Source organism: Nesterenkonia halophila (genome assembly GCF_009467795.1).
In the GTDB taxonomy this organism is placed as follows: domain Bacteria; phylum Actinomycetota; class Actinomycetes; order Actinomycetales; family Micrococcaceae; genus Nesterenkonia; species Nesterenkonia halobia.
On the sequence record NZ_WIAX01000004.1, the window covers coordinates 87,070 to 107,851 of the forward strand.

Annotated in this window: 20 protein-coding genes; 10 read left to right on the forward strand and 10 right to left on the reverse strand. The window is 71.9% G+C overall.

Translation table 11 applies throughout. The annotated features are described in order from the left end of the window. Window positions 1-18: 18 nt before the first annotated feature. The gene (gene trhA, locus GCL72_RS02360; RefSeq protein WP_153143107.1) at window positions 19-717 is read right to left on the reverse strand and encodes a PAQR family membrane homeostasis protein TrhA; all 699 of its coding nucleotides are present in this window, start codon (window positions 715-717) and stop codon (window positions 19-21) included. Window positions 718-829: 112 nt separating this feature from the next. On the opposite strand from trhA, the gene uppS reads away from it, so the two are divergent. Both uppS and phoH2 read left to right on the forward strand, forming a co-directional pair. After that, window positions 830-1,606, forward strand: a complete 777-nt coding sequence (gene uppS / locus GCL72_RS02365; protein WP_153143108.1) for a polyprenyl diphosphate synthase — start codon at window positions 830-832, stop codon at window positions 1,604-1,606. Window positions 1,607-1,945: 339 nt separating this feature from the next. Next, complete coding sequence (gene phoH2 / locus GCL72_RS02370; protein ID WP_153143109.1) at window positions 1,946-3,319, forward strand: RNA 5'-3' helicase PhoH2; 1,374 nt, start codon at window positions 1,946-1,948, stop codon at window positions 3,317-3,319. 34 nt (window positions 3,320-3,353) lie between these two features. On the opposite strand, the gene GCL72_RS02375 is transcribed toward phoH2, so the two are convergent. Further along, on the reverse strand, window positions 3,354-4,040 hold the full coding sequence (locus tag GCL72_RS02375) for a rhomboid family intramembrane serine protease (RefSeq protein ID WP_153143110.1): 687 nt from the start codon (window positions 4,038-4,040) through the stop codon (window positions 3,354-3,356). 114 nt (window positions 4,041-4,154) lie between these two features. On the opposite strand from GCL72_RS02375, the gene GCL72_RS02380 reads away from it, so the two are divergent. Together GCL72_RS02380 and GCL72_RS02385 are read left to right on the forward strand one after the other, a co-directional pair. Next, window positions 4,155-4,670 carry a prepilin peptidase gene (locus tag GCL72_RS02380; RefSeq protein ID WP_170289531.1) on the forward strand — a complete coding sequence of 172 codons (516 nt, stop codon included), beginning with the start codon at window positions 4,155-4,157 and terminating at the stop codon, window positions 4,668-4,670. Window positions 4,671-4,854: 184 nt separating this feature from the next. Beyond that, complete coding sequence (locus tag GCL72_RS02385) at window positions 4,855-5,403, forward strand: NUDIX hydrolase (protein WP_153143112.1); 549 nt, start codon at window positions 4,855-4,857, stop codon at window positions 5,401-5,403. Window positions 5,404-5,497: 94 nt separating this feature from the next. Here the strand turns inward: GCL72_RS02385 and GCL72_RS02390 are convergent, their stop codons facing one another. From GCL72_RS02390 to GCL72_RS02415, 6 genes are all read right to left on the reverse strand, one after another. Next, window positions 5,498-6,922 (reverse strand): class II fumarate hydratase, encoded by a 1,425-nt coding sequence (locus GCL72_RS02390; protein ID WP_153143113.1) that lies wholly within the window; start codon window positions 6,920-6,922, stop codon window positions 5,498-5,500. 95 nt (window positions 6,923-7,017) lie between these two features. Next, window positions 7,018-7,899 (reverse strand): HpcH/HpaI aldolase/citrate lyase family protein, encoded by an 882-nt coding sequence (locus GCL72_RS02395; protein ID WP_153143114.1) that lies wholly within the window; start codon window positions 7,897-7,899, stop codon window positions 7,018-7,020. Beyond that, entirely contained in the window at window positions 7,896-8,423 is a 528-nt protein-coding gene (locus tag GCL72_RS02400; RefSeq protein ID WP_153143115.1) for a MaoC family dehydratase, read from the reverse strand. Before GCL72_RS02400 ends, GCL72_RS02395 begins: the two co-directional genes overlap by 4 nt. A gap of 35 nt (window positions 8,424-8,458) precedes the next feature. Continuing rightward, complete coding sequence (locus GCL72_RS02405) at window positions 8,459-9,622, reverse strand: acyl-CoA dehydrogenase family protein (RefSeq protein ID WP_153143116.1); 1,164 nt, start codon at window positions 9,620-9,622, stop codon at window positions 8,459-8,461. Window positions 9,623-9,625: 3 nt separating this feature from the next. After that, window positions 9,626-11,689 (reverse strand): acetyl/propionyl/methylcrotonyl-CoA carboxylase subunit alpha, encoded by a 2,064-nt coding sequence (locus GCL72_RS02410; protein ID WP_153143117.1) that lies wholly within the window; start codon window positions 11,687-11,689, stop codon window positions 9,626-9,628. A 9-nt stretch (window positions 11,690-11,698) separates the two neighbouring features. Beyond that, the gene (locus GCL72_RS02415; protein WP_153143118.1) at window positions 11,699-13,309 is read right to left on the reverse strand and encodes a carboxyl transferase domain-containing protein; all 1,611 of its coding nucleotides are present in this window, start codon (window positions 13,307-13,309) and stop codon (window positions 11,699-11,701) included. Between the two features lie 186 nt (window positions 13,310-13,495). On the opposite strand from GCL72_RS02415, the gene GCL72_RS02420 reads away from it, so the two are divergent. The 5 genes from GCL72_RS02420 (at window position 13,496) to GCL72_RS02440 (ending at window position 18,579) form a co-directional block, all read left to right on the forward strand. Further along, window positions 13,496-14,104, forward strand: coding sequence for a TetR/AcrR family transcriptional regulator (locus GCL72_RS02420; RefSeq protein ID WP_153143119.1), 609 nt, complete (start codon window positions 13,496-13,498; stop codon window positions 14,102-14,104). Between the two features lie 85 nt (window positions 14,105-14,189). After that, window positions 14,190-15,872 (forward strand): AMP-binding protein, encoded by a 1,683-nt coding sequence (locus GCL72_RS02425; protein WP_153143120.1) that lies wholly within the window; start codon window positions 14,190-14,192, stop codon window positions 15,870-15,872. A 51-nt stretch (window positions 15,873-15,923) separates the two neighbouring features. Then, window positions 15,924-16,640, forward strand: a complete 717-nt coding sequence (locus GCL72_RS02430) for a CoA transferase subunit A (protein ID WP_153143121.1) — start codon at window positions 15,924-15,926, stop codon at window positions 16,638-16,640. A 57-nt stretch (window positions 16,641-16,697) separates the two neighbouring features. Next, complete coding sequence (locus GCL72_RS02435) at window positions 16,698-17,369, forward strand: CoA transferase subunit B (protein ID WP_153143122.1); 672 nt, start codon at window positions 16,698-16,700, stop codon at window positions 17,367-17,369. 28 nt (window positions 17,370-17,397) lie between these two features. Continuing rightward, entirely contained in the window at window positions 17,398-18,579 is a 1,182-nt protein-coding gene (locus GCL72_RS02440) for an acetyl-CoA C-acyltransferase (RefSeq protein WP_153143123.1), read from the forward strand. A gap of 19 nt (window positions 18,580-18,598) precedes the next feature. On the opposite strand, the gene GCL72_RS02445 is transcribed toward GCL72_RS02440, so the two are convergent. Further along, window positions 18,599-19,225: a carbonic anhydrase gene (locus GCL72_RS02445; protein WP_153143124.1), complete on the reverse strand. Its 627-nt coding sequence runs from the start codon at window positions 19,223-19,225 to the stop codon at window positions 18,599-18,601. 53 nt (window positions 19,226-19,278) lie between these two features. Beyond that, window positions 19,279-20,019 (reverse strand): DUF4245 domain-containing protein, encoded by a 741-nt coding sequence (locus tag GCL72_RS02450; protein ID WP_170289532.1) that lies wholly within the window; start codon window positions 20,017-20,019, stop codon window positions 19,279-19,281. Window positions 20,020-20,096: 77 nt separating this feature from the next. Here GCL72_RS02450 and GCL72_RS02455 point away from each other — a divergent pair. Next, the coding region (locus tag GCL72_RS02455) for a TVP38/TMEM64 family protein (protein WP_246160972.1) at window positions 20,097-20,782 on the forward strand (686 nt) is incomplete at its 3' end.

The following is a 20,782-nucleotide window of genomic DNA, read 5'->3' on the forward strand; positions in this document are numbered from 1 at the left end:
CCGAACCGGGGCGGAGCGTCAGCCCAGCACGGAGAGCATGATCGCCACGGAGTGGCAGATGAAGCCGACCAGCGTGCAGGCGTGGAAGAGCTCGTGGAAGCCGAACCAGCGCGGGGAGAGCACCGGCCGCTTGAGACCGTAGAAGACCGCTCCGGTGATGTAGGCGGCCCCGCCGACGCAGATCAGCACCGCGGAGGCGACGTCGGCGGCGAAGAAGTCGCCGAGGAAGACGACGGCGGCGAGCCCGAGCAGCACGTAGACCGGCACGTAGAGCCAGCGCGGGGCGCCGGTCCACAGCAGGCGGAAGGCCACGCCGCCGAGGGCGCCGACCCAGACGCCGGTGAGCAGGATCGCATCCTTCGGCTCCGGCAGCAGCGCCAGCGTCAGCGGCGTGTAGGTGCCGGCGATGATCAGCATGATGTTGGTGTGGTCGAGCCGCTTCAGCAGCATCCGCGTGCGCGGACGCCAGTGTCCCAGGTGGTACGTCGCCGAGACGGTGAAGAGCAGCAGACCGGTCACTGCGTAGACCGCCGAGGCGAGCTTCAGCCCGGGCGGGGCGAGCACGACCAGCACGACGCCGGCGGCCAGCGCCAGCGGCACCATGGCGGCGTGCAGCCAGCCGCGCATCACCGGCTTGGGCGGCGGCGCGGGCGCGGTCGGAGAGGAGGCGGACGGCGCGGCCGACGGCGTTCGACGGGAGTCGCTCCGCAGGGTCATGGCCCCAGTCTACGCGGCAGAAGTGACCGGCAGGTAACACTGTTGGTGCGCGATACGGTGGTGTTCGCGCCGGCGCTCCGCCGCCGGCGACGACGATGAGCGAGGAGGCGTCATGAGGCTGCGGGACCTGCCCTATGCGGTGTATGAGCGACGGCTGCGCCGCGCCCTGCCGGCCGACCGGCTGCCCCGGCACATCGGCGTCGTCGTCGACGGCAACCGCCGCTGGGCCCGCCAGGCCGGTGCGCACACCGCCGACGGGCACCTCGCCGGGGCCGACACGATCGTCGAGTTCATCGGCTGGTGCGCCGAGCTGGGCGTCCCGACGGTGACGCTCTATATGCTCTCCACCGACAACATGAGCCGGCACTCCGACGAGCTGGACCAGCTGATGGAGATCATCGGCGACACGCTCGAGCGGCTGGCCGAGTCGCGCCCGGGCGGGCGTCCGGTGCGCGTCCACCCGGTCGGCGCCCCAGAGCTGCTGCCCGAGCCGCTGGCGGCCCGGCTGCGCGAGATCGCCGAGATCGCCGACGACGAGCCGCCCTCGGTGCACGTCAACGTCGCCGTCGGCTACGGCGGGCGCCAGGAGATCGTCGACGCGGTCAAGGCGCTGCTGCGCGACGCCGAGGATCAGGGCCGCAGTCCCGGCGCCGTGGCCGAGGAGCTGACGCCGGGGGCGATCGCGGACCGGCTCTACACCCGCGGCCAGCCGGATCCGGACTTGATCATCCGCACTTCCGGCGAGCAGCGGCTCTCCGGATTCCTGATGTGGCAGTCGGCCTACTCGGAGTTCTACTTCTGCGAGGCGCTCTGGCCGGACTTTCGTCGGGTGGACTTCGTCCGCGCGCTGCGCGACTTCGCCCAGCGCCAGCGGCGCTACGGGGGCTGAGCCGCCGCAGCGCCGCTGGCCTGGGGCGTCATGCGCCGTCGGGCTCGTGGTCACCGACGGGGCGGGGCAGAGTTCACCGAGCCGTCATCTCGCCGTCCGTGTTGGTGACCTCCGCCGCCGCGGGCCGGTCTAGTCTGGTCAGTGTCAGGAACCTGACCGGAGAGGCCCGACACATGCCGAACGGCAGATGGGGTCGGTCCGGCCCCTGCGGGCCGAACCGCACACACCGTCCGATCGTCGAAGCGGGAGCGGCATCCGCCCCGCGTCCTTCCGGGCACGGCCAGCGACGGCCGCGGCCCGCAGGGCGTCGAGGCCGCCGCTCCCCGGTCTGGAGAAATCGTGTCCTCCCTGAACTCCTCCGTCCCGACCACCCCTGAGCACGCCGCCGCCCCGCGGGACTCCCTCGCCGGCGCGGTCGCACAGAAGACCTATGTGCTCGACACCTCCGTGCTGCTCTCGGACCCGCGGGCGATGCTGCGCTTCGCCGAGCACGAGGTGATCGTCCCCCTCGTCGTCATCTCCGAGCTGGAGGGCAAGCGGCACGATGCCGAGCTGGGCTACTACGCTCGCACCGCCCTGCGGCTGCTCGACGAGATGCGCGTCGCCCACGGGGCGCTGAACCAGCCGATCCCGCTCAACGACGAGGGCGGGAGCCTGATCGTCGAGCTCAACCACATCTCGCTGGAGGTGCTGCCGCACGGCTTCCGCGGCTCGGACAACGACTCGCGCATCCTCGCAGTGGCCAAGAGCTTCGCCGACGAGGGCCGCGAGGTCACCGTGGTCTCGAAGGACCTGCCGATGCGCGTGAAGGCTTCGGCCATGGGTCTCGACGCCGACGAGTACCGCAACGAGTGGGTCGCCGACACCGGCTGGACCGGGCTGGCCGAGGTCACCGCCACCGACGAACAGCTCTCCAGCCTCTACGACGGCGAGCTGATCGACCTCGACGACGCCGAGGACCTGCCCACCAACACCGGGCTGGTGATCTCCTCGGGCTCCGGCTCGGCGCTGGGCCGGGTCCGTATCGACGGCGCCTCGCAGAAGCACGTGCAGCTGGTCCGCGGCGACCGCGAGGTCTTCGGCGTCCACGGCCGCTCGGCCGAGCAGCGGCTGGCCATCGACATGCTCACCGATCGCGAGGTCGGCATCGTCTCGATGGGCGGGCGCGCCGGCACCGGCAAGTCCGCGCTGGCGCTCTGCGCCGGCCTCGAAGCGGTGCTCGAGCGGCGCGAGCACAAGCGGATCGTGGTCTTCCGGCCGCTCTACGCGGTCGGCGGCCAGGATCTGGGCTACCTGCCGGGCACCGAGACGGAGAAGATGAACCCCTGGGGGCAGGCGGTCTACGACACCCTGGGCGCGCTGGTCAGCGAGAACGTCCTCGACGAGGTCGCCCACCGCGGGCTGCTGGAGGTCATGCCGCTGACCCACATCCGCGGCCGCAGTCTGCACGACGCCTGGGTGATCGTCGACGAGGCCCAGTCGCTGGAGAAGAACGTGCTGCTGACGGTGATGTCGCGGATGGGGCACAACTCCAAGATCGTGCTCACCCACGACGTCGCCCAGCGCGACAACCTGCGCGTGGGCCGGCACGACGGCGTCGCCGCCGTGGTCGAGACGCTGAAGGACAACCCGCTCTTCGGGCATGTGACGCTGAACCGCTCCGAGCGCTCGCGGATCGCCGCGCTGGTCACCGAGCTGCTCGACCAGGGCTGAGCGCGCCGCCCCCGAGGGCGCGCGACCACGCTGATCAGGCCCGGGCCGCTCGTGCGGCCCGGGCCGTCCGCGTCATGAGGAAGGCGACGACGACGCCGGCGATCGCGCCGGAGAGGTGGGCGGTCCAGGAGACGCCCGTCCCGGCGGTGAACGGCAGCATGCCGAACAGCATCGAGACCCCGTGGACGAGCAGCACGAGCACGGCGACCAGCACGGCGACGATCCGTCGGGTCAGGAGGCCGTAGGCGATGAGGAAGGCGCCGAAGCCGTAGGTCACCCCGGATGCCCCGATGTGATGGCCGGCGCAGTCCAGCGAGCCGGGGGCCTGACAGACCCACGGAGTGCCGATGACCCACAGGACCGCTCCGGAGAGCAGCCAGATCAGCAGCAGGATCAGCGGGAAGCGGCGGTCGAGCAGGGCGATCAGACCGCCGAGCAGCAGCCAGGCGGCGGTGTTGCCGATCAGGTGGGCGAATCCGCCGTGCACCAGCGGCATCGTGACGATGCCGATCAATCCGGAGAGCTCGCGCGCCTCGAGGCTGAGCGACAGCGTCAGCCAGTTGCCGGTGACCAGGCGGACCAGCAGCAGAACCCACATCACCGCCACCGGGAGAAGCACCGGCAGCGCGCTGCGCAGCAGGTGCGAGCGCGCGTCGCGGGCCAGCGCGCCCCAGGAATCGTCGCCGTCGCCTTCCGGTGTCCTGGCGGGGGTGTCCCTCATGATGCCTCGCTCTCGTGAGTCCATTCCATCCTACGGGCGGATGCAGGACGCGGCCCTCCACAGGGTCGCGTCCGTCGTTCCCGATCGCGCGGCGATCCGCCTACGCTGGATCCCGTGATCCCCCGTATCGGCGAACTCCTCACCTCCGGCTCGGCGCTCGATCTGATCGCCGGCGTGCTGCTGCTGGGCGGCGGCGCGGCCTTCGCCCTCTGCGCGGTCGCGCTGAGCTTCGTGGACCTCGCCGAGCACCGGCTGCCCAACCGCATCCTCTACCCGTGGGGGCTGACGGCGCTGGGGGTGCTGGTCGCGGTCACGCTGCTCACCGGCGCCCTGGACGGGCTGCTGCGCGCCCTGGCGGCGGCGCTGATCTGGGGCGGGGCCTTCCTGCTGATCCGGCTGGCCCATCCGCCGTCGATCGGGATGGGGGATGTGAAGCTCGTGGCGGTGCTGGCCCTCTACACCGGGTTCCTCGGCTGGACGACGGTGCTGGCCGCCGTCGTGCTGGCCTTCCTGCTCGGCGGGCTGGTCGCCGCCGGGCTGCTGATCACCCGGCGGGCGGGCCGGCGCAGCCGCATCCCCTTCGGCCCGTTCCTGATCCTCGGCGCGGCCATCGCGCTGATCATCAGCTGATCCGCGGGCCGCCGGCGCGCTCGCCGCATGTGCGGATCCGGTGAGCTCCGCGCCGCCCCGTGGTCATGAGGAGTTCATCCGGCTCGGCGGCGGAGGGCCGCGCAACACGACACCCCGGGGCGCCAGCCCTGGGATGATGTTCTGAAAGTCTTCTCATCCAACTCATGCCCCTTCGGAGGAGCCTGTGCCCACTCCCGACTTCATCCGCGACCTGCGCCGTCATGTCGGCACTGCGGAGCTCTGGATCCCCGCCGTCCGCGCGGTGGTGGTCCGGCGCCGCGCGGACGGACGCGTGCTGCCCTCGCCGGAGGTGCTGCTGGTGAAGCGCAGCGACGACGGCGCCTGGACGGTGACCGCAGGGATCCTCGAGCCGGGGGAGGACCCGGCGGACGGGGCCATCCGGGAGGTCCAGGAGGAGACGGCGCTGACGGCCTGCCCGGTGCGCGTGGCCGGGGTCTTCGCCCACGGTCCCGTCGAGTATGCCAACGGGGATCGCTGCCGCTATCTGGACACGGTGTTCGAGATGGAGACGCTCGACGGCGAGCCGCGGGTCAACGACGACGAGTCGGTCGACGTCGGCTGGTTCCCGGTCACCGCGCTGCCGGAGTCGCTCGCCGAGGACCAGCGCATGGTCATCGGCTGGGCGCTCGACGCCGGCGCGCCGGCGCAGTTCACCGAGCCCGGCACCTCACACGCGGAGGCGGCGGGGGAGCCGGCCGCGCAGCACGACTGACCCGGCGCCCGCGGCCCGCCGGCCTCACCCGCAGGCGCCGCGGGCCGGCCCGCACGACGGCGGACCGGCCCGCGGCGCGAGGCGAGGGGGCGACTCAGCCCGGCTGCGTCATCGACATGACGTCCAGGGCCTCGTCGAGCTGCTCCTCGGTCAGCTCGCCGCGCTCCAGGTAGCCGAGCTCGACGACCGCCTCGCGCACGGTGACCTTGTTCTTCACCGCGTGCTTGGCGATCTCGGCGGCGGCCTCGTAGCCGACGTGCTTGTTCAGCGGAGTGACCACCGACGGCGAGGCGCCGGCCAGGAAGCTGGTGCGCTCGGTGTTCGCCGTGATCCCGGAGATCATCTTGTCGGCCATCACGTAGCCGGTGTTCGTCAGCAGCCGGATCGACTCCAGCAGGTTCGCCGCCATCACCGGGATGCCGACGTTGAGCTCGAAGGCGCCGTTGGTCGCCGACAGCGACACCGTGGTGTCGTTGCCGATGACCTGGGCGCAGACCTGGATGGCCGACTCGCAGATCACCGGGTTGACCTTGCCGGGCATGATCGACGAGCCCGGCTGCAGATCCGGCAGCGCGATCTCGCCCAGGCCGGTGTTCGGGCCCGAGCCCATCCAGCGCAGGTCGTTGTTGATCTTCATCAGCGAGTAGGCGATGGTGCGCAGCTGGCCGGAGGCCTCGACCAGTCCGTCCCGGTTGGCCTGCGCCTCGAAGTGGTCGCGCGCCTCGGTCAGCGGCAGGCCGCTCTCCTCGGCGAGCGCCCGGATCGCCGTCTCGGCGAAGCCGGCCGGAGTGTTGATGCCAGTGCCGACGGCGGTGCCGCCCAGCGGGACCTCGGCGACGCGCGGCAGCGCGGCCTCGAGGCGCTCGATGCCGTAGCGGACCTGGGCGGCGTAGCCGGAGAACTCCTGGCCCAGAGTGACCGGGGTGGCGTCCATCAGGTGGGTGCGGCCGGACTTCACGACCTCGGAGAACTCGCTCGCCTTGGCCTCCAGCGCCTCGGCCAGATGCGTCAGCGCGGGCTTGAGGTCGTTGAGCAGCGCTGACGTGGTCGCCACGTGCACCGATGTGGGGAAGACGTCGTTGGAGGACTGCGAGGCGTTGACGTGGTCGTTGGGGTGGACTTCCTCGTCCGCCCCCTGTTCGGCCAGCACGCGGTTGGCCAGCGTGGCCAGCACCTCGTTGGTGTTCATGTTCGACGACGTGCCGGAGCCGGTCTGGAAGACGTCGACGGGGAAGTGCTCGTCCAGCTCGCCGGAGGCCACGCGGTCGGCGGCGCCGGCGATGGCCTCGGCGCGCGCGGCGTCGAGCACGCCCAGCTGACGGTTCGCCTGCGCGGCGGCCTTCTTCACCCGTGCCAGCGCCTCGATGTGGGCCCGCTCCAGCGTGCGCCCGGAGATCGGGAAGTTCTGCACGGCCCGCTGGGTCTGGGCCCGGTACAGCGCATGGGCGGGCACCTTCACCTCGCCCATGGTGTCGTGCTCGATGCGGTATTCGGTCTCAGCAGCTGAGTTCTCAGTCATGCGGCCATTCTATGAGCCCGGCCGTCGCGGCGGACGGTGTTGCGCCGTCGGGTCGGCGCCGGAGCGCTGCGGCCGAGCCCAGGCGCCGGTCGGGCTCAGGCGTCCCCGGCGGCCTCGGCCCGGCGCACGATCTGCTCGGCGTGCCGGACGAGCGGCATGTCCACCATCGCGCCGCGGAAGCGGAACGCCCCGCCGTGGCGGGGGGCCTCGTCCAGCAGCGCGCGGGCATGCTCCAGATCCTCGGCGGAGGGGGCGTAGGCCCGCCGGACCACCGGCACCTGGGCGGGATGGATGCAGGCCTTGGCGGCCCAGCCGCTGCCGACGGCGTCGGCGGCCTCGGCGGCCAGGCCCTCGGCGTCGTCGATGTCGGCGTAGATCGCATCGATCCCGGCCGCCCCGTGGGTGGCCGCGGCCAGCAGCACCTGGGTGCGGGCCTGCCGCGCCACATCGCGGTACAGCCCGTCGGGACGGCGGGAGGAGCTGCCGCCGATGGAGGCGATGAGATCCTCGGCGCCCCACATCAGGGCGACCACCTGCGGATGGGAGGCGATCTGCTCGGCCCGGGAGACCCCGGCGGCGGTCTCGCACAGCGCGATGATCCCCGCCGCGGGGAAGACCGCGGCGGCCGCGGCGACGTCGTCGACGGACTCGGCCTTGGCCAGCATCACCAGGGCCGCGCCGGCGCCGGCGAGATGCTCGACGTCGGCGTCGAAGGCCTCGGTGCCGGCCGGATTGACGCGCACCACCGTCCGACGGCGCAGCGCCTCGGCCTCCGGTGCGGCCAGCGCCTCCAGGTGTCCACGCAGGTGCCGCCGGGCGGCGGGCTTGTCGTCGGCGGCCACCGCGTCCTCGAGGTCGATGATGACGGCGTCGGCGCGCTCGGCGGCCTTCGCGTAGCGCTCAGGCCGGTCGGCGGGGCAGAACAGCAGCGTCGGTCCCACATCGAACTGGGCAGAGCCGGAGAGATGGCTGCTCATGCCTCGCCTCCCGTCGCGCTGGTCCGGTGCGCCTCCTCCGAGGCCCACAGCATCACCGAACGGACGCACTCGGCCACCACGGCCCCGTCCTGGTTGCGGCCCCGGTGGCGGATCCTCGCGATCCCCTGGCGGGGCCGCGAGGAGGAGAGACGCGTGTCCAGGATCTCGGACTCGGAGTAGAGCGTGTCTCCTGGCACCAGCGGGCGGGGGAACTGCACCTCCTCGAAGCCCAGGTTGGCCACGATCGTGCCCTGGGACAGCTGCGCCACCGAGGCTCCGACGATCGTCGCCAGCGTGAACATGGAGTTCACCAGCGGGCGGCCGAAGGGCTGCTGGGCCGACCAGTGCGCGTCCAGATGGAGCGACTGGGTGTTCATCGTCAGCGTGGTGAACAGCACGTTGTCCGCCTCGGTGACGGTGCGGCCCGGCGCGTGCCGGTAGACCGCGCCCACCGTCAGCTCGTCGAGGTAGAGGCCGCGCTGCTGGATGATCCGGCGGTCCTCGCCGGCGTCCTCGTCGGTCATGGGGTCCATCTCCTTCCTCGTCGGAGGGGCGGCGGTCAGTCCAGGCCGAGGCTGCGCGCGATGAGCATCAGCTGCACCTCGGTGGTGCCCTCGCCGACCTCGAGGATCTTCGAGTCCCGGTAATGGCGGGAGACGACGAACTCGTTGATGAAGCCGTAGCCGCCGAAGACCTGGGTGGCGTCGCGGGAGTTGTCCATCGCGGCCTCCCCGGCGACCACCTTGGCGATCGCCGCCTCGGTCTTGAAAGGCTCTCCGGCGAGCATCTTCGCCGCGGCGTCGTAGTAGGCCAGGCGGGCGGTGTGGGCGCGGGCCTGCATGCGCGCGATCTTGAACGAGATCGCCTGGTTCTTCCCGATCGGGGCGCCGAAGGCCTCCCGCTCCTTCGCGTAGCGGAGGGACTCGTCCACGCAGCCCTGCGCCGCCCCGACGGCCAGGGCCGCGATCGCGATGCGCCCCTCGTCGAGGATGCCCAGGAAGTTGGCGTAGCCGCGCCCGCGCTCGCCGAGGAGGTTCTCCTCGGGGACCCGCACGCCGTTCAGCGTCAGCGGGTGGGTGTCGGAGGCGTTCCAGCCGACCTTGTCGTAGGCCGGCTCGGCGGTGAATCCCGCGGTGTCGGTCGGCACCAGGATGGTGGAGATCTCCTTCTTCACCGAGCCGTCCTCGCGGCGGGACTCGCCGGTCACCGCCGTGACGGTCACCAGGGAGGAGAGGTCGGTGCCGGAGTTGGTGATGAACTCCTTGGTCCCGTCGATCACCCACTGCCCGTCCTCGAGGACGGCCTTGGTGCGGGTCCCTCCGGCGTCGGACCCCGCCTCGGCCTCGGTGAGGCCGAATCCGGCCAGGTTCTGCCCGCTGGTGAGGCGGGGCAGCCAGGTCGCCTTCTGCTCCTCGGTGCCGTAGCGATGGATCGGCATCGCGCCGAGGGAGACGCCGGCCTCCAGGGTGATCGCCACCGACTGGTCGACCTTGGCCAGCTCCTCCAGGGCCAGGCACAGGACGAAGTAGTCCCCGCCCTGTCCGCCGTGCTCCTCCGGGAAGGGCAGGCCGAAGAGGCCCATCTCGCCCATCTGGGCGACCACGTCGTAGGGGAAGGAATGCTCTCGGTCATGCGTGGCCGAGACGGGCGCCACCACCTCCCGGGTGAAGTCCCGCACCGCCTCGACGAGGGCCTGCTGCTCCTCCGTGAGCTCGTAGTCCACTGCTCATGCCTCCTTCTGCTCGTCTGCGGCGGCGTCCGCCGTCACAGTGGCCAGCACCTGGCCGAGTGAGACCCGGTCCCCGGGGGAGACGGCGATCGTCGCCGTGCCCTCGAGCGGGGCCGTCAGGCGGTGCTCCATCTTCATCGCCTCGATCGTGACCAGCGGATCGCCGGCCTCCACCCGGGCGCCGCTGCTCGCCTCGACGGCGACGACGGTGCCCGGCAGCGGGGCGACGACCTCCGGGGCGGCGACGGCGTGCCGGGTCTCCCGCTGTGCGAGGAGCTGCAGGGTCCGGGCCTGGCGGTCCAGGACGGTGATCATCCCGGTGAAGCGCGCGGACCAGACCCAGACGTCGACGCCCTCCCGGCGGCGCGCCCCCTCGACGAGGGTCATCGGGCGCGTGACGCCGTTCCGGGTGAACAGCTGCGTCCCGGCGCTGCGGCGGGGCCCGCCCGGCGCCGTGGCCCGCAGCTCGGCCGGCTCGTCCCGCGGCACGACCACGGTGAGCTGCTCGCCGTCGGGGGCCCGGTGGGTCGCCGTCCAGGTGACGCCCGATCGCTCGCCGAGCCGCCACCCGTCCCGGCGCCACCCGTGGTCGGGCCGTCCGGGGGCGGGGGCCTCCCGCGCGTCGGCGACGAACTGCGCGGCGGCGACGAAGACGTCCTCGTCGGGGCGGGGAAAGGTCATCTCCGGCAGCCGGCGCTCGATCATGGTGGTGTCCAGGCGTCCGGCGCGGACGTCGTCGTCGGCGGCCAGCTGCTGCAGGTAGGAGACGTTGGTCTCCACGCCCAGCACCACGGTCTCGCCCAGCGCGCGGTGCAGCCGGGCGAAGGCCTGCTCACGGTCCGCCCCGGTCGTGATGATTTTGGCGAGCATCGGGTCGTAGTCGACGCCGACGACGTGGCCCGCGCGGAGTCCGGAGTCCACGCGGACGCCCTCGCCGACGGGCTCGGTCAGATGCACCACGGTGCCGGTGCTGGGCAGGAATCCGGACTCCGGGACCTCCGCGTAGACGCGGGCCTCCACGGAATGTCCGTCGAGGGCCACGTCCTCCTGGCGGATCGCCAGGGGCTCGCCGGCGGCGAGTCGGATCTGCTGCTCGACCAGGTCCACCCCGGTCACCTGCTCGGTGACCGGATGCTCCACCTGCAGGCGGGTGTTCATCTCCATGAAATGGAACCGGTCCGGCTGCTCGTCGGAGACGAGGAACTCCACCGTCCCGGCGCCGAGGTAGTCGACGCTGCGCGCGGTGTCGCAGGCCGCCTGACCGATCCGCTCCCGCGTCTGTTCGTCGAGCAGGGGAGAGGGAGCCTCCTCGATGACCTTCTGGTGCCGCCGCTGCAGCGAGCATTCGCGTTCGCCGAGGTGCACCACGCCGCCGTGAGAGTCGGCGAGGATCTGGACCTCGACGTGGCGGGGCGAGCGGATGAGCTGCTCGATGAACAGCGTGTCGTCGCCGAAGGAGGCCTGCGCGACGCGTCGCGCCGTCACCAGTGTCTCGGCGAGTTCCTCGGGGCGCTCGACGACGTGCATCCCCTTGCCGCCGCCTCCGGCGGAGGGCTTGATCAGGACCGGGAAGGTCATCCCCTCGGCGGCCTCGATCAGCCGCCGGTCGTCCATTCCGGGCTCGGAGATCCCCTCGACCAGCGGCACGCCGGCGGCGGCCACGTGGTTCTTGGACCGGATCTTGTCGCCCATGATCTCCAGGGCGTCGACGCCTGGGCCGATGAAGGTGATCCCGGCCTGCTGGCATGCCCGGGCGAACTCGAGGTTCTCGGAGAGGAAGCCGTAGCCCGGGTGGACGGCGTCGGCGCCGGCGGTCCGCGCGGCGTCGACGACCGCTCCGATGTCCAGATAGGACTCGGCGGCCGCGGGCGGACCGATGCACACCGCCCGGTCGGCCAGGTGCACGTGCGCCGCGTCGGCGTCGGCCTCGGAGTGGACCGCGACCGAGCTGATGCCGAGGCGCCGCAGCGTGGTGATCACCCGCACGGCGATCTCGCCGCGGTTGGCCACCAGCACTGTGCCGAAGAGTCGGGTCGAGCGTCGGGTCGAGGGAGTCGTCATCCTGATCTCCTACATCCTGAACAGGCCGAAGCCGGGGTCGGGCAGCGGGGTCCGGGAGCACGTCTCCAGGGCCATGGCGAGCACGCGGCGGGTGTCGGCGGGGTCGATGATGCCGTCGTCCCAGAGCCGCGCCGTCGAGTACCAGGGTCTGCCCTGGTCCTCGTACTTCTGCCGGACGGGTTCCTTGTACTGCTCCTCCTCGTCCGCGCTCCACTCCTCGCCGGCGGCCTCGAGCTGGTCGCGCTTCACCGTCGCCAGGACCGCGGCGGCCTGCTCGCCGCCCATCACCGAGGTCCTGGCGTTGGGCCACAGGAACAGGAAGCGCGGGGAGTAGGCCCGGCCGCACATCGAATAATTGCCGGCGCCGAAGGAGCCGCCGATCACCACGGTGATCTTCGGGACCCGCGTGGTCGCGACGGCGGTGACCATCTTGGCGCCGTTCTTCGCGATGCCGCCGGCCTCGTAGTCCCGGCCCACCATGAACCCGGAGATGTTCTGCAGGAACAGCAGCGGGATGCCGCGCTGGTCGCACAGCTCGATGAAATGGGCCCCCTTCAGGGATGACTCGGAGAACAGGATCCCGTTGTTGGCGACGATGCCCACGGGGTGGCCGTCGATGTGCGCGAACCCGGTGACCAGCGTGGTGCCGTAGTCGCGCTTGAACTCGTGGAAGGCGCTGTCGTCGACGAGCCGGGCGATGACCTCGTGGACGTCGTAGGGCTGGTTCACGTCGCGCGGGATGATCCCGTCGAGCTCCTCCGCCGGCAGCCGCGGCGGCCGGGCCTCGGAGGCGACGCTCCACGCCGGAGCCTCCGGCGCGGGCAGCGTGGAGACGATGTCGCGGACGATCTGCAGCGCGTGGTCGTCGTCCTCGGCGATGTGGTCGGCCACGCCGGAGCGGGAGGTGTGGACCTCCGCGCCGCCCAGCTCCTCGCCGGTGACCTCCTCGCCGGTGGCCGCCTTCACCAGCGGCGGCCCGCCCAGGAAGATCGTGCCCTGGTCCCGCACGATCACGGACTCGTCGCTCATCGCCGGGACGTAGGCTCCGCCCGCTGTGCACGAGCCGAGCACCGCGGCGATCTGCGGGATGCCCTGCGCGGAGAGCTGCGACTGGTTGTAGAAGATCCGCCCGAAGTGCTCCCGATCCGGGAAGACCTCGTCCTGCATCGGCAGGAAGGCGCCGCCGGAGTCGACCAGGCAGACGCAGGGCAGGCCGTTCTCCCCGGCGATCTCCTGCGCGCGGAGGTGCTTCTTCACCGTCATCGGGAAGTACGTGCCGCCCTTCACCGTGGAGTCGTTGCACACGACCATCACCTGCCGGCCGTGGACCAGCCCGATGCCGGTGATGATGCCGGCGCCGGGGGAGGCGTCGTCATACATGCCGTGGGCCGCCAGGGCCCCGACCTCGAGGAACGGGCTGCCGTCGTCGAGCAGCCGGTCGACGCGCTCCCGGGGGAGCAGCCGGCCCCGCTCGCGATGCCGGCGGCGCGTCTTCTCCGGTCCGCCCAGCGCCGTGCGGTGCAGCAGCTCCGTCAGCTCGCGGCGCAGCTGACGGTTCCTCCTCGCGTTGGCGGCGAACTCCTCGGAGAGGGTGTCCACTGCACTGGGGAGTGTCTCCACGTCGTCCTCCCTGGATCCGGGTCGAGGGATCGCAGTCGTGCTCTGCGGACGTCCCCCGCGGGGCCGGCCTTGTCGGCCCGTCGTCGAGCGGCTAGATTTGAGTTAACGATGAATAACTGAAATTCAAGATAGTGGTGGTGATCACGCTTGTCCAGTGCTGAAGTCCGCGACGGCGACACGAGAATCATGACGCGGCGGCAGGCGGAGAAGGAGCAGCGTCGGCACGACCTCCTCGAGGCGGCCGGACGGCTGTTCGGCCTGCACGGCTTCGCCTCGGTGGCGCTCGACGACATCGGCAGCGAGGTCGGCGTCACCGGCCAGGCCATCTACCGGCACTTCCGGGGCAAGCAGGACATGCTCGGCCAGCTGCTGCTGGGGGTCAGCGCGGAGCTGCTCGACGGCGCCCGCGGGATCCGGGCGCAGGAGGCCGACGTCGCCTCGCGGCTGGACCGTCTCGTCGCGTTCCAGGTGGCCTTCGCGCTGCGCAGTCCTGAGGTCATCCGGGTCCAGGACCAGGAGATGCAGCGCCTCGCCGACGCGGACCGGCGTCGGATCCGGCGCATGCAGCGCGAGTACATCGAGCTCTGGGCCGCGGCGATCGGGCAGCTGCATCCGGGTGCCGGCTCCGAGGAGCTCCGCACCCGCGTCCATGCCGTGTTCGGCCTGATCAACTCCACCGCCCACTCCATGAAGCATCACTACGGAAGCGTCCCCTCCCCGACGGCGATCGACGACAGCGCTCGCGCGCTGACCGCGATGGCCCGGGCGGCGATCGACTGTCGCATCGACCGGTGAGGGCCCGGGTGTTGTGAGTCGCCTCACATCCTGGTAGCTTCGAGTTTGTCGGCATTAACTGAAAGCGACGGATCCGGGAGCCCAGATGATCGCGACACCATGCGAGGCGAGTGCGCGGGGGCCGCTGACGACGGCGTACGACTGCGGCCCGACCGACGTTCCGCTGATCGAGGGCACGATCGGCGAGAGTCTGGCGGCCGCGGCCGCCCGGTTCCCCGACGGCGAGGCGCTGGTGGACGTCCCGACCGGCCGGCGGTGGACCTGGCGGCAGCTGCGGGCGGACGTGCGCCGACTGGCCACCGGCCTCCACCGGGCCGGCCTCGCCGCGGGCGAGCGCATCGGCATCTGGGGGCCCAACACCTGGGAATGGACTCTCACGCAGTTCGCCACGGCCGAGATCGGGGCCGTGCTGGTCACCATCAATCCCTCCTACCGCCAGCACGAGCTCGACTACGTGCTCGAGCAGGCCGGGCTCACCGCCGCGGTCGCCTCGGGGGAGTCCGGCGGGCAGGACTATCCGGGGATGCTCGCGGCCGCGGAGGCCGAGCGCGGCCCGCTGGACCTGACGGTCATCATGGGCACCGGCGCGTGGGAGAGCCTGTTCGCGGCAGAGGCCGACGACGAGGCCCTGGACCGGATCGCCGCCGGGCTCGCCGCCGAGGACCCCATCAACATCCAGTACACCTCGGGCACCACGGGCTTCCCCAAGGGCGCGACGCTGACCCACCGCAACATCCTGAACAACGGGTTCTTCGTCGGCGAGGTCTGCCGCTACACCGAGCTTGACCGCATCTGCATCCCGGTGCCCTTCTACCACTGTTTCGGCATGGTCATGGGCAATCTCGCCGCCGTCACGCACGGATCGACGATGATCATCCCGTCGGCGGCCTTCGACCCGGAGGCCACGCTGTCGACGGTCCAGGCCGAGCGCTGCACCAGCCTCTACGGCGTGCCGACGATGTTCATCGCCGAGCTGAGCCTCGAGACCCTCGGGGCGTTCGACCTCACCAGCCTCCGGACCGGGATCATGGCCGGTTCTCCGTGCCCGGAGGAGGTCATGCGCCGCGTCATCGACGAGATGAACATGGAGGAGGTCACCATCTGCTACGGCATGACCGAGACCTCCCCGGTATCGCTGCAGACGCGCGTGGACGACGAGCTGCGCCGTCGGGTCGGCACGGTCGGCCGCGTCGGCCCCCATGTGGAGGTCAAGGTCGCCGACCCGGTCACCGGAGAGACCCTGGGCGTGGACGCCGACGGCGAGCTGTGCACCCGCGGCTACCTGGTCATGCGGGGCTACTGGAACGACCCGGAGAAGACCGCCGAGGCGGTCGACCACGACGGGTGGATGCGCACCGGGGACATGGGCAGGATGGATGCCGACGGGTACGTGCAGATCACCGGGCGCATGAAGGACCTGGTGATCCGCGGCGGCGAGAACATCTATCCCCGGGAGATCGAGGAGTTCCTCTATACCCATCCCGACATCATCGATGCCCAGGTCATCGGCGTGCCCGACGACCGATACGGCGAGGAGCTCATGGCCTGGATCCGGCTGCGCCGGGACGCCGAGCCCGTCGCCGCCCAGCAGCTGAAGGCGCACTGCGACGGTCAGCTGGCCAAATACAAGATCCCCCGATACGTGGTCATCGTCGACGAGTTCCCCACCACGATCACCGGGAAGGTCCGCAAGGTGCGGATGCGCGAGCGGGCGCTGGACCTGCTCGCCACGCCCGGCGCCGTCGACGACGTCCGCACGGACCGCTGACGATCGCACCCCGCGAGACGCCCGTTCGCCCGGGCGCAGGAAGGTGGAGACATGGCTGAACGATACGGCACGGCGGCCGAGGCGCTGCAGGACGTGCTCGCCGACGGAATGACGCTGGCCGTCGGCGGCTTCGGGCTCTGCGGGATCCCCGCGGATCTCATCGACGCGGTGCGGGACTCCGGCGTCCGGGACCTGACGATCGCCTCCAACAACATGGGCGTCGACGGCGAGGGCCTCGGCCGGCTGCTGGAGAACGGCCAGGTGAGGCGCATCATGGCCTCCTACGTGGGCGAGAATCGGCGCTTCGCCGAGATGTATCTGGCCGACGAGGTGGAGGTGGAGTTCACCCCGCAGGGGACCCTGGCCGAGCGGCTCCGCGCCGGCGGCGCCGGGATCCCCGGATTCTTCACGCGCACCGGCGTCGGCACCCGGGTCGCCGAGGGCAAACAGCACCAGGAGTTCGACGGCGAGACGTTCATCCTCGAGCGCGGCATCGTCGCCGACGTCTCCCTGGTGCACGCCCGGACGGCCGACGCCGGCGGCAACCTCGTCTACAACCTGACGGCGGGGAACCTGAACCCGCTCGTGGCCACATGCGGGCGGGTCACCGTCGTGGAGGCCGAGGAGATCGTCGAACCGGGCGAGATCCGTCCGGATGCTGTGATGACCCCGTCGGTGTTCGTGCAGCGTCTGGTGCAGGCCACCGACCGCGAGAAGCTGATCGAGAAGCGCACGACCCGTCCGCGGCCCGAGCCGGCCGATGCGTGACGAGGACTTCACGGCCGGCGAGGCGCCGGACGCGAGACCCCGAGCTGGGAGGACCTGATGAGCTGGACGCGCGACGAGATGGCCGCGATCGCGGCCGGCGAGCTGCACGACGGAGACTACGTCAACCTGGGCATCGGCATCCCGACGCTGGTGGCCAACCACCTGCCCGAGGGCGTCCGGATCACCCTGCAGTCGGAGAACGGCATCCTGGGGACCGGGCCATATCCCTATGAGGGCGAGGAGGATCCCGACCTCATCAACGCCGGCAAGCAGACCGTCACGCTGCTGCCGGGGGCGGCGGTGTTCGACTCCGCGCTGAGCTTCTCCATGATCCGCGGGGGACACGTCCAGGCGGCGATCCTCGGGGCGATGGAGGTGACCGCCGCCGGCGATCTGGCGAACTGGATGATCCCCGGCAAGCTCGTCAAGGGCATGGGCGGGGCGATGGACCTCGTCGCGGGGGCTCGGCGGGTGATCGTGGTGATGGACCACACCTCCAAGACGGGCGCTCCGAAGATCGTCGAGGAGTGCTCCCTGCCACTGACCGGCGTCGGCGTCGTGAACCGGATCATCACCGATCTGGCGGTGCTCGACGTGGTCGACGGCGCCGGCGACGACGGCGGCCGGGGGCTCGTCCTGCGCCGTCTGGCCCCGGGCGTCTCCGTCGAGGAGGTCGTCGAGAAGACCGGGCCGCGCGTCACTGCGGCGTTGGACGAGGCCGAGGCCTGAGGGCGGCCCCGGACGAAGGAGGAGACCAATGACCGAGACCGTCATCGTCGCCGGCGCGCGCACGCCGATGGGGAGCCTGCTGGGCACGCTGTCGTCCCTGCCGGCCGCGGCCCTGGGCGCGACGGCGATCCGCGGCGCCCTGGACCGTGCCGGCCTCGCCGCTGAGGCGGTGGACCACGTGATCATGGGGCAGGTCATCCAGGCCGGCGCCGGGCAGAATCCGGCCCGCACGGCCGCCTCGCGCGCCGGGGTGCCGGCGTCGGTGCCGGCGATCACCGTCAACAAGGTGTGCCTGTCGGGGCTGAACGCCGTGGTGGAGGCGGACCGGATGATCCGGGCCGGAGACGCCGAGGTCGTCGTCGCCGGCGGCATGGAGTCGATGTCGAACGCGCCGCATCTGCTGCCGGGCTCGCGCACCGGGACCAAGTACGGCGACGCGCGGCTGGTGGACTCGATGGCCCACGATGCGCTGCACGACCAGGCCACCGACCAGTCGATGGGCGCGCTGACCGAGTCCTGCAACACCGGCGAGGTCGAGGTCTCCCGCGAGGACCAGGATCGCGCGGCGGCCGCCTCGCACCAGCGGGCCGCCGCCGCCCGGGACCGGGGAGCCTTCGCCGAGGAGATCGTGCCGGTGGAGGTCCCCCGGCGTCGCGGAGAGCCGGTCGTCGTCGACGCCGACGAGGGCATCCGGGAGCAGACCACCGCCGAGACGCTGTCGGCGCTGCGTCCGGCGTTCTCCCGGGACGGCACGATCACGGCCGGGACCTCGTCGCAGATCTCCGACGGCGCCGCGGCGCTGGTGGTGATGGCGAAGGAGAGGGCCCGGGACCTGGGTCTGGAGCCGATCGCCGAGATCGGCGCCCACGGGATGGTCGCCGGCCCCGACTCCTCCCTGCAGCTGCAGCCGGCCCGCGCCGTCGCCGCGGCCTGCGCCCGCCAGGGCGTCGAGCCGACGGCGCTGGACCTGTTGGAGATCAACGAAGCCTTCGCCGCGGTCAGCGTGGCCTCGGCGCGCCGTCTGGGGATCGACGCGTCGCGGCTCAACGTCGACGGCGGAGCGATCGCGCTGGGCCATCCGGTCGGGATGTCCGGGGCCCGGCTGGTGCTGCACCTGGCTCTGGTGCTCCGGCGCCGCGGCGGCGGGATCGGAGCCGCCGGGCTCTGCGGCGGCGGAGGACAGGGCGACGCCCTGGTGCTCCGCGTCTGAGCAGCGGTGAGCCGTCTGCTCAGTCCTCGACGTCGCCGATGGAGGAGACGACGTCGGCGCGGCCCTCGGCCAGCCGGTAGGTCACCCCGACCACTGCGGTCCGGCGGGCCTCGACGGCCTCGTGCAGCGACCGCGAATGCTCGGTGAGCCGGGCGGCGGTCTGGGCGATGTGCTCCTCGACGGTGCCGTCGACGTCTGTGATGCCCTTCCGGCGAGCGGAGAGCACCGAGGGGGTGATCCGCTCCACCAGGCTGCGCACGAAGCCGTTCGGTGTCGTCGCCGCCTCCGTGGAGTCGATGGCGGCGGTGACCGCGCCGCAGGAGTCGTGGCCGAGCACCACGATCAGCGGCACGTCGAGCACGTCGACGCTGTACTCCAGCGAGCCCAGCACCGCGTCGTCGATGACCTGGCCGGCGGTGCGCACCACGAAGATGTCGCCGAGGCCGACGTCGAAGATGATCTCCGCGGCCAGCCGCGAGTCCGAGCAGCCGAAGACGACCGCCTTCGGGCTCTGGCCTCCGGTCAGCTCCTCGCGCCGCGCGGCGTCCTGGTTCGGGTGGCGGGCCTCGCCGGTGATGAAGCGGGCATTGCCCTGCGCCAGCTCCTGCCAGGCCGCGGCGGGGGTGTTCGTGGCGGTCTCGGTCATCGCTCTCCTCGTGGTGAGTTCCTCAGGGTCGTCGTGGGGGGTCGTCGGAGTCGTCAGGGGGCGGAGGGGGAGCCGTCGGCGGCGGGCCCCTCGCCCAGGCCGGCGAGGATCGCCCGCAGCGCGGCGTCGAACTCGGCGTCGTCGGCGTCGCCGCTGATGACCACTGTGGTGCCGTCGACGGTGTTCTCCGCGGCGTCCAGCACGAAGTGCTCGCGGTCGGCGTCCTCGTCCCGTCGGATGGTCAGCTCCATGCCCTCGAGAGTGGTCGTGCCAGCCTCCGGGGCCTGGTCGACCTCCTGGGCGATCCAGGTGGGGTTCGCCGCGTCGGTCTGGGCGAACCCGACGAAGTCCGTCTCGGAGGTGGTGTAGCCGGCCTCCCAGTGGGGCACCTCCTCGCCGCCCTTCCACCGGGCGTAGTTCGCCGTCCAGTCGTCGGGGACCTGCGGGACCACCGGAGCGAAGCCGGCGACGTCGGCGACCGGGCCGGCGGCCGCCTCGACGTCCTCGTCCGGAGTGAACGGCTCGGGGTCGGGGGAGGGGTTCATCAGCATCAGCACGGCCACGGCCCCGACGGTCACCAGCACCGACAGCAGGATGCCGACCATCGGCTGGGAGAGTCGCCGGGACTGCGCCGGGGTCAGCTGGGGCGTGACGGGCTGCTCGTCGCGCGCGTCCTCGTCCGCGGCCTCGGTCCCCGCGTCGGCGTCCCGGCCGGCGTCCTGGTGGCCGTTCTGGTGGCCGTCCCGGCCGGTGGGCGCCGGCTCGCTCGTCTCGTCGTGTTCGCGCTCGTTCACCCGGCCCATTGTTCCAGAGTCTGCGCGGCGGTCCCCGACGCGGGCGGCGGGGCCTGCTCCCGCGTAGGATCGGACGGGTGGATCGCACCTCCGACGACGCCGGCGACGTCGCCCGCCCGACCCCCGACGCCGCGGCTCCGGCCGGGCCCCGATGGGGCGTCTGGGCGCGCAACGTGCTGCTGGTGCTCCTGCTGCTGGCGATGCTCTGGCTCGCGGTGAACGTCCGCCTGCCCTCGGTGGACGAGCTCCAGCGCCGGCTGGAGGGCCTCGGCGGGGTGGCCTGGATCGCCTTCGCCGGGCTCTATGCGCTCGTGGCGATGACGCCGATCCCGGTGACGATCATGGCGATCACCGGCGGCCTGCTCTTCGGCGTGATCGAGGGCTCGCTGCTGTCCGTGGTCGGAGTGCTGCTGGGCAGCTGGGGCGCCTACTGGCTCGCCCGGGCGCTCGGGCGGAGCACTGTCCGCCGACTGCTGGGGGTCCACGCCGCCACGGTCGAGCGCCACCTCGAGGATGCCGGATTCGCCGGGCTCTGCGTGCTGCGGCTGATGCCGGGAGTGCCCTACTGGCCGGTGAACTACGGTGCCGGCGCCTTCGGCGTGCCGCAGCGGACGTTCCTCGTCACCGGCCTGATCTCCACGCTGCCGGGGCAGGTCTCGCTGGTCTCGGTGGTCGCCGTATCATTAAAAACGAGCGTCGTCCTCGGGGTGTGGGTGGTGTGCACCTGGGCGCTGGTGATCGGGATGACCGTCTGGGCGTGGCG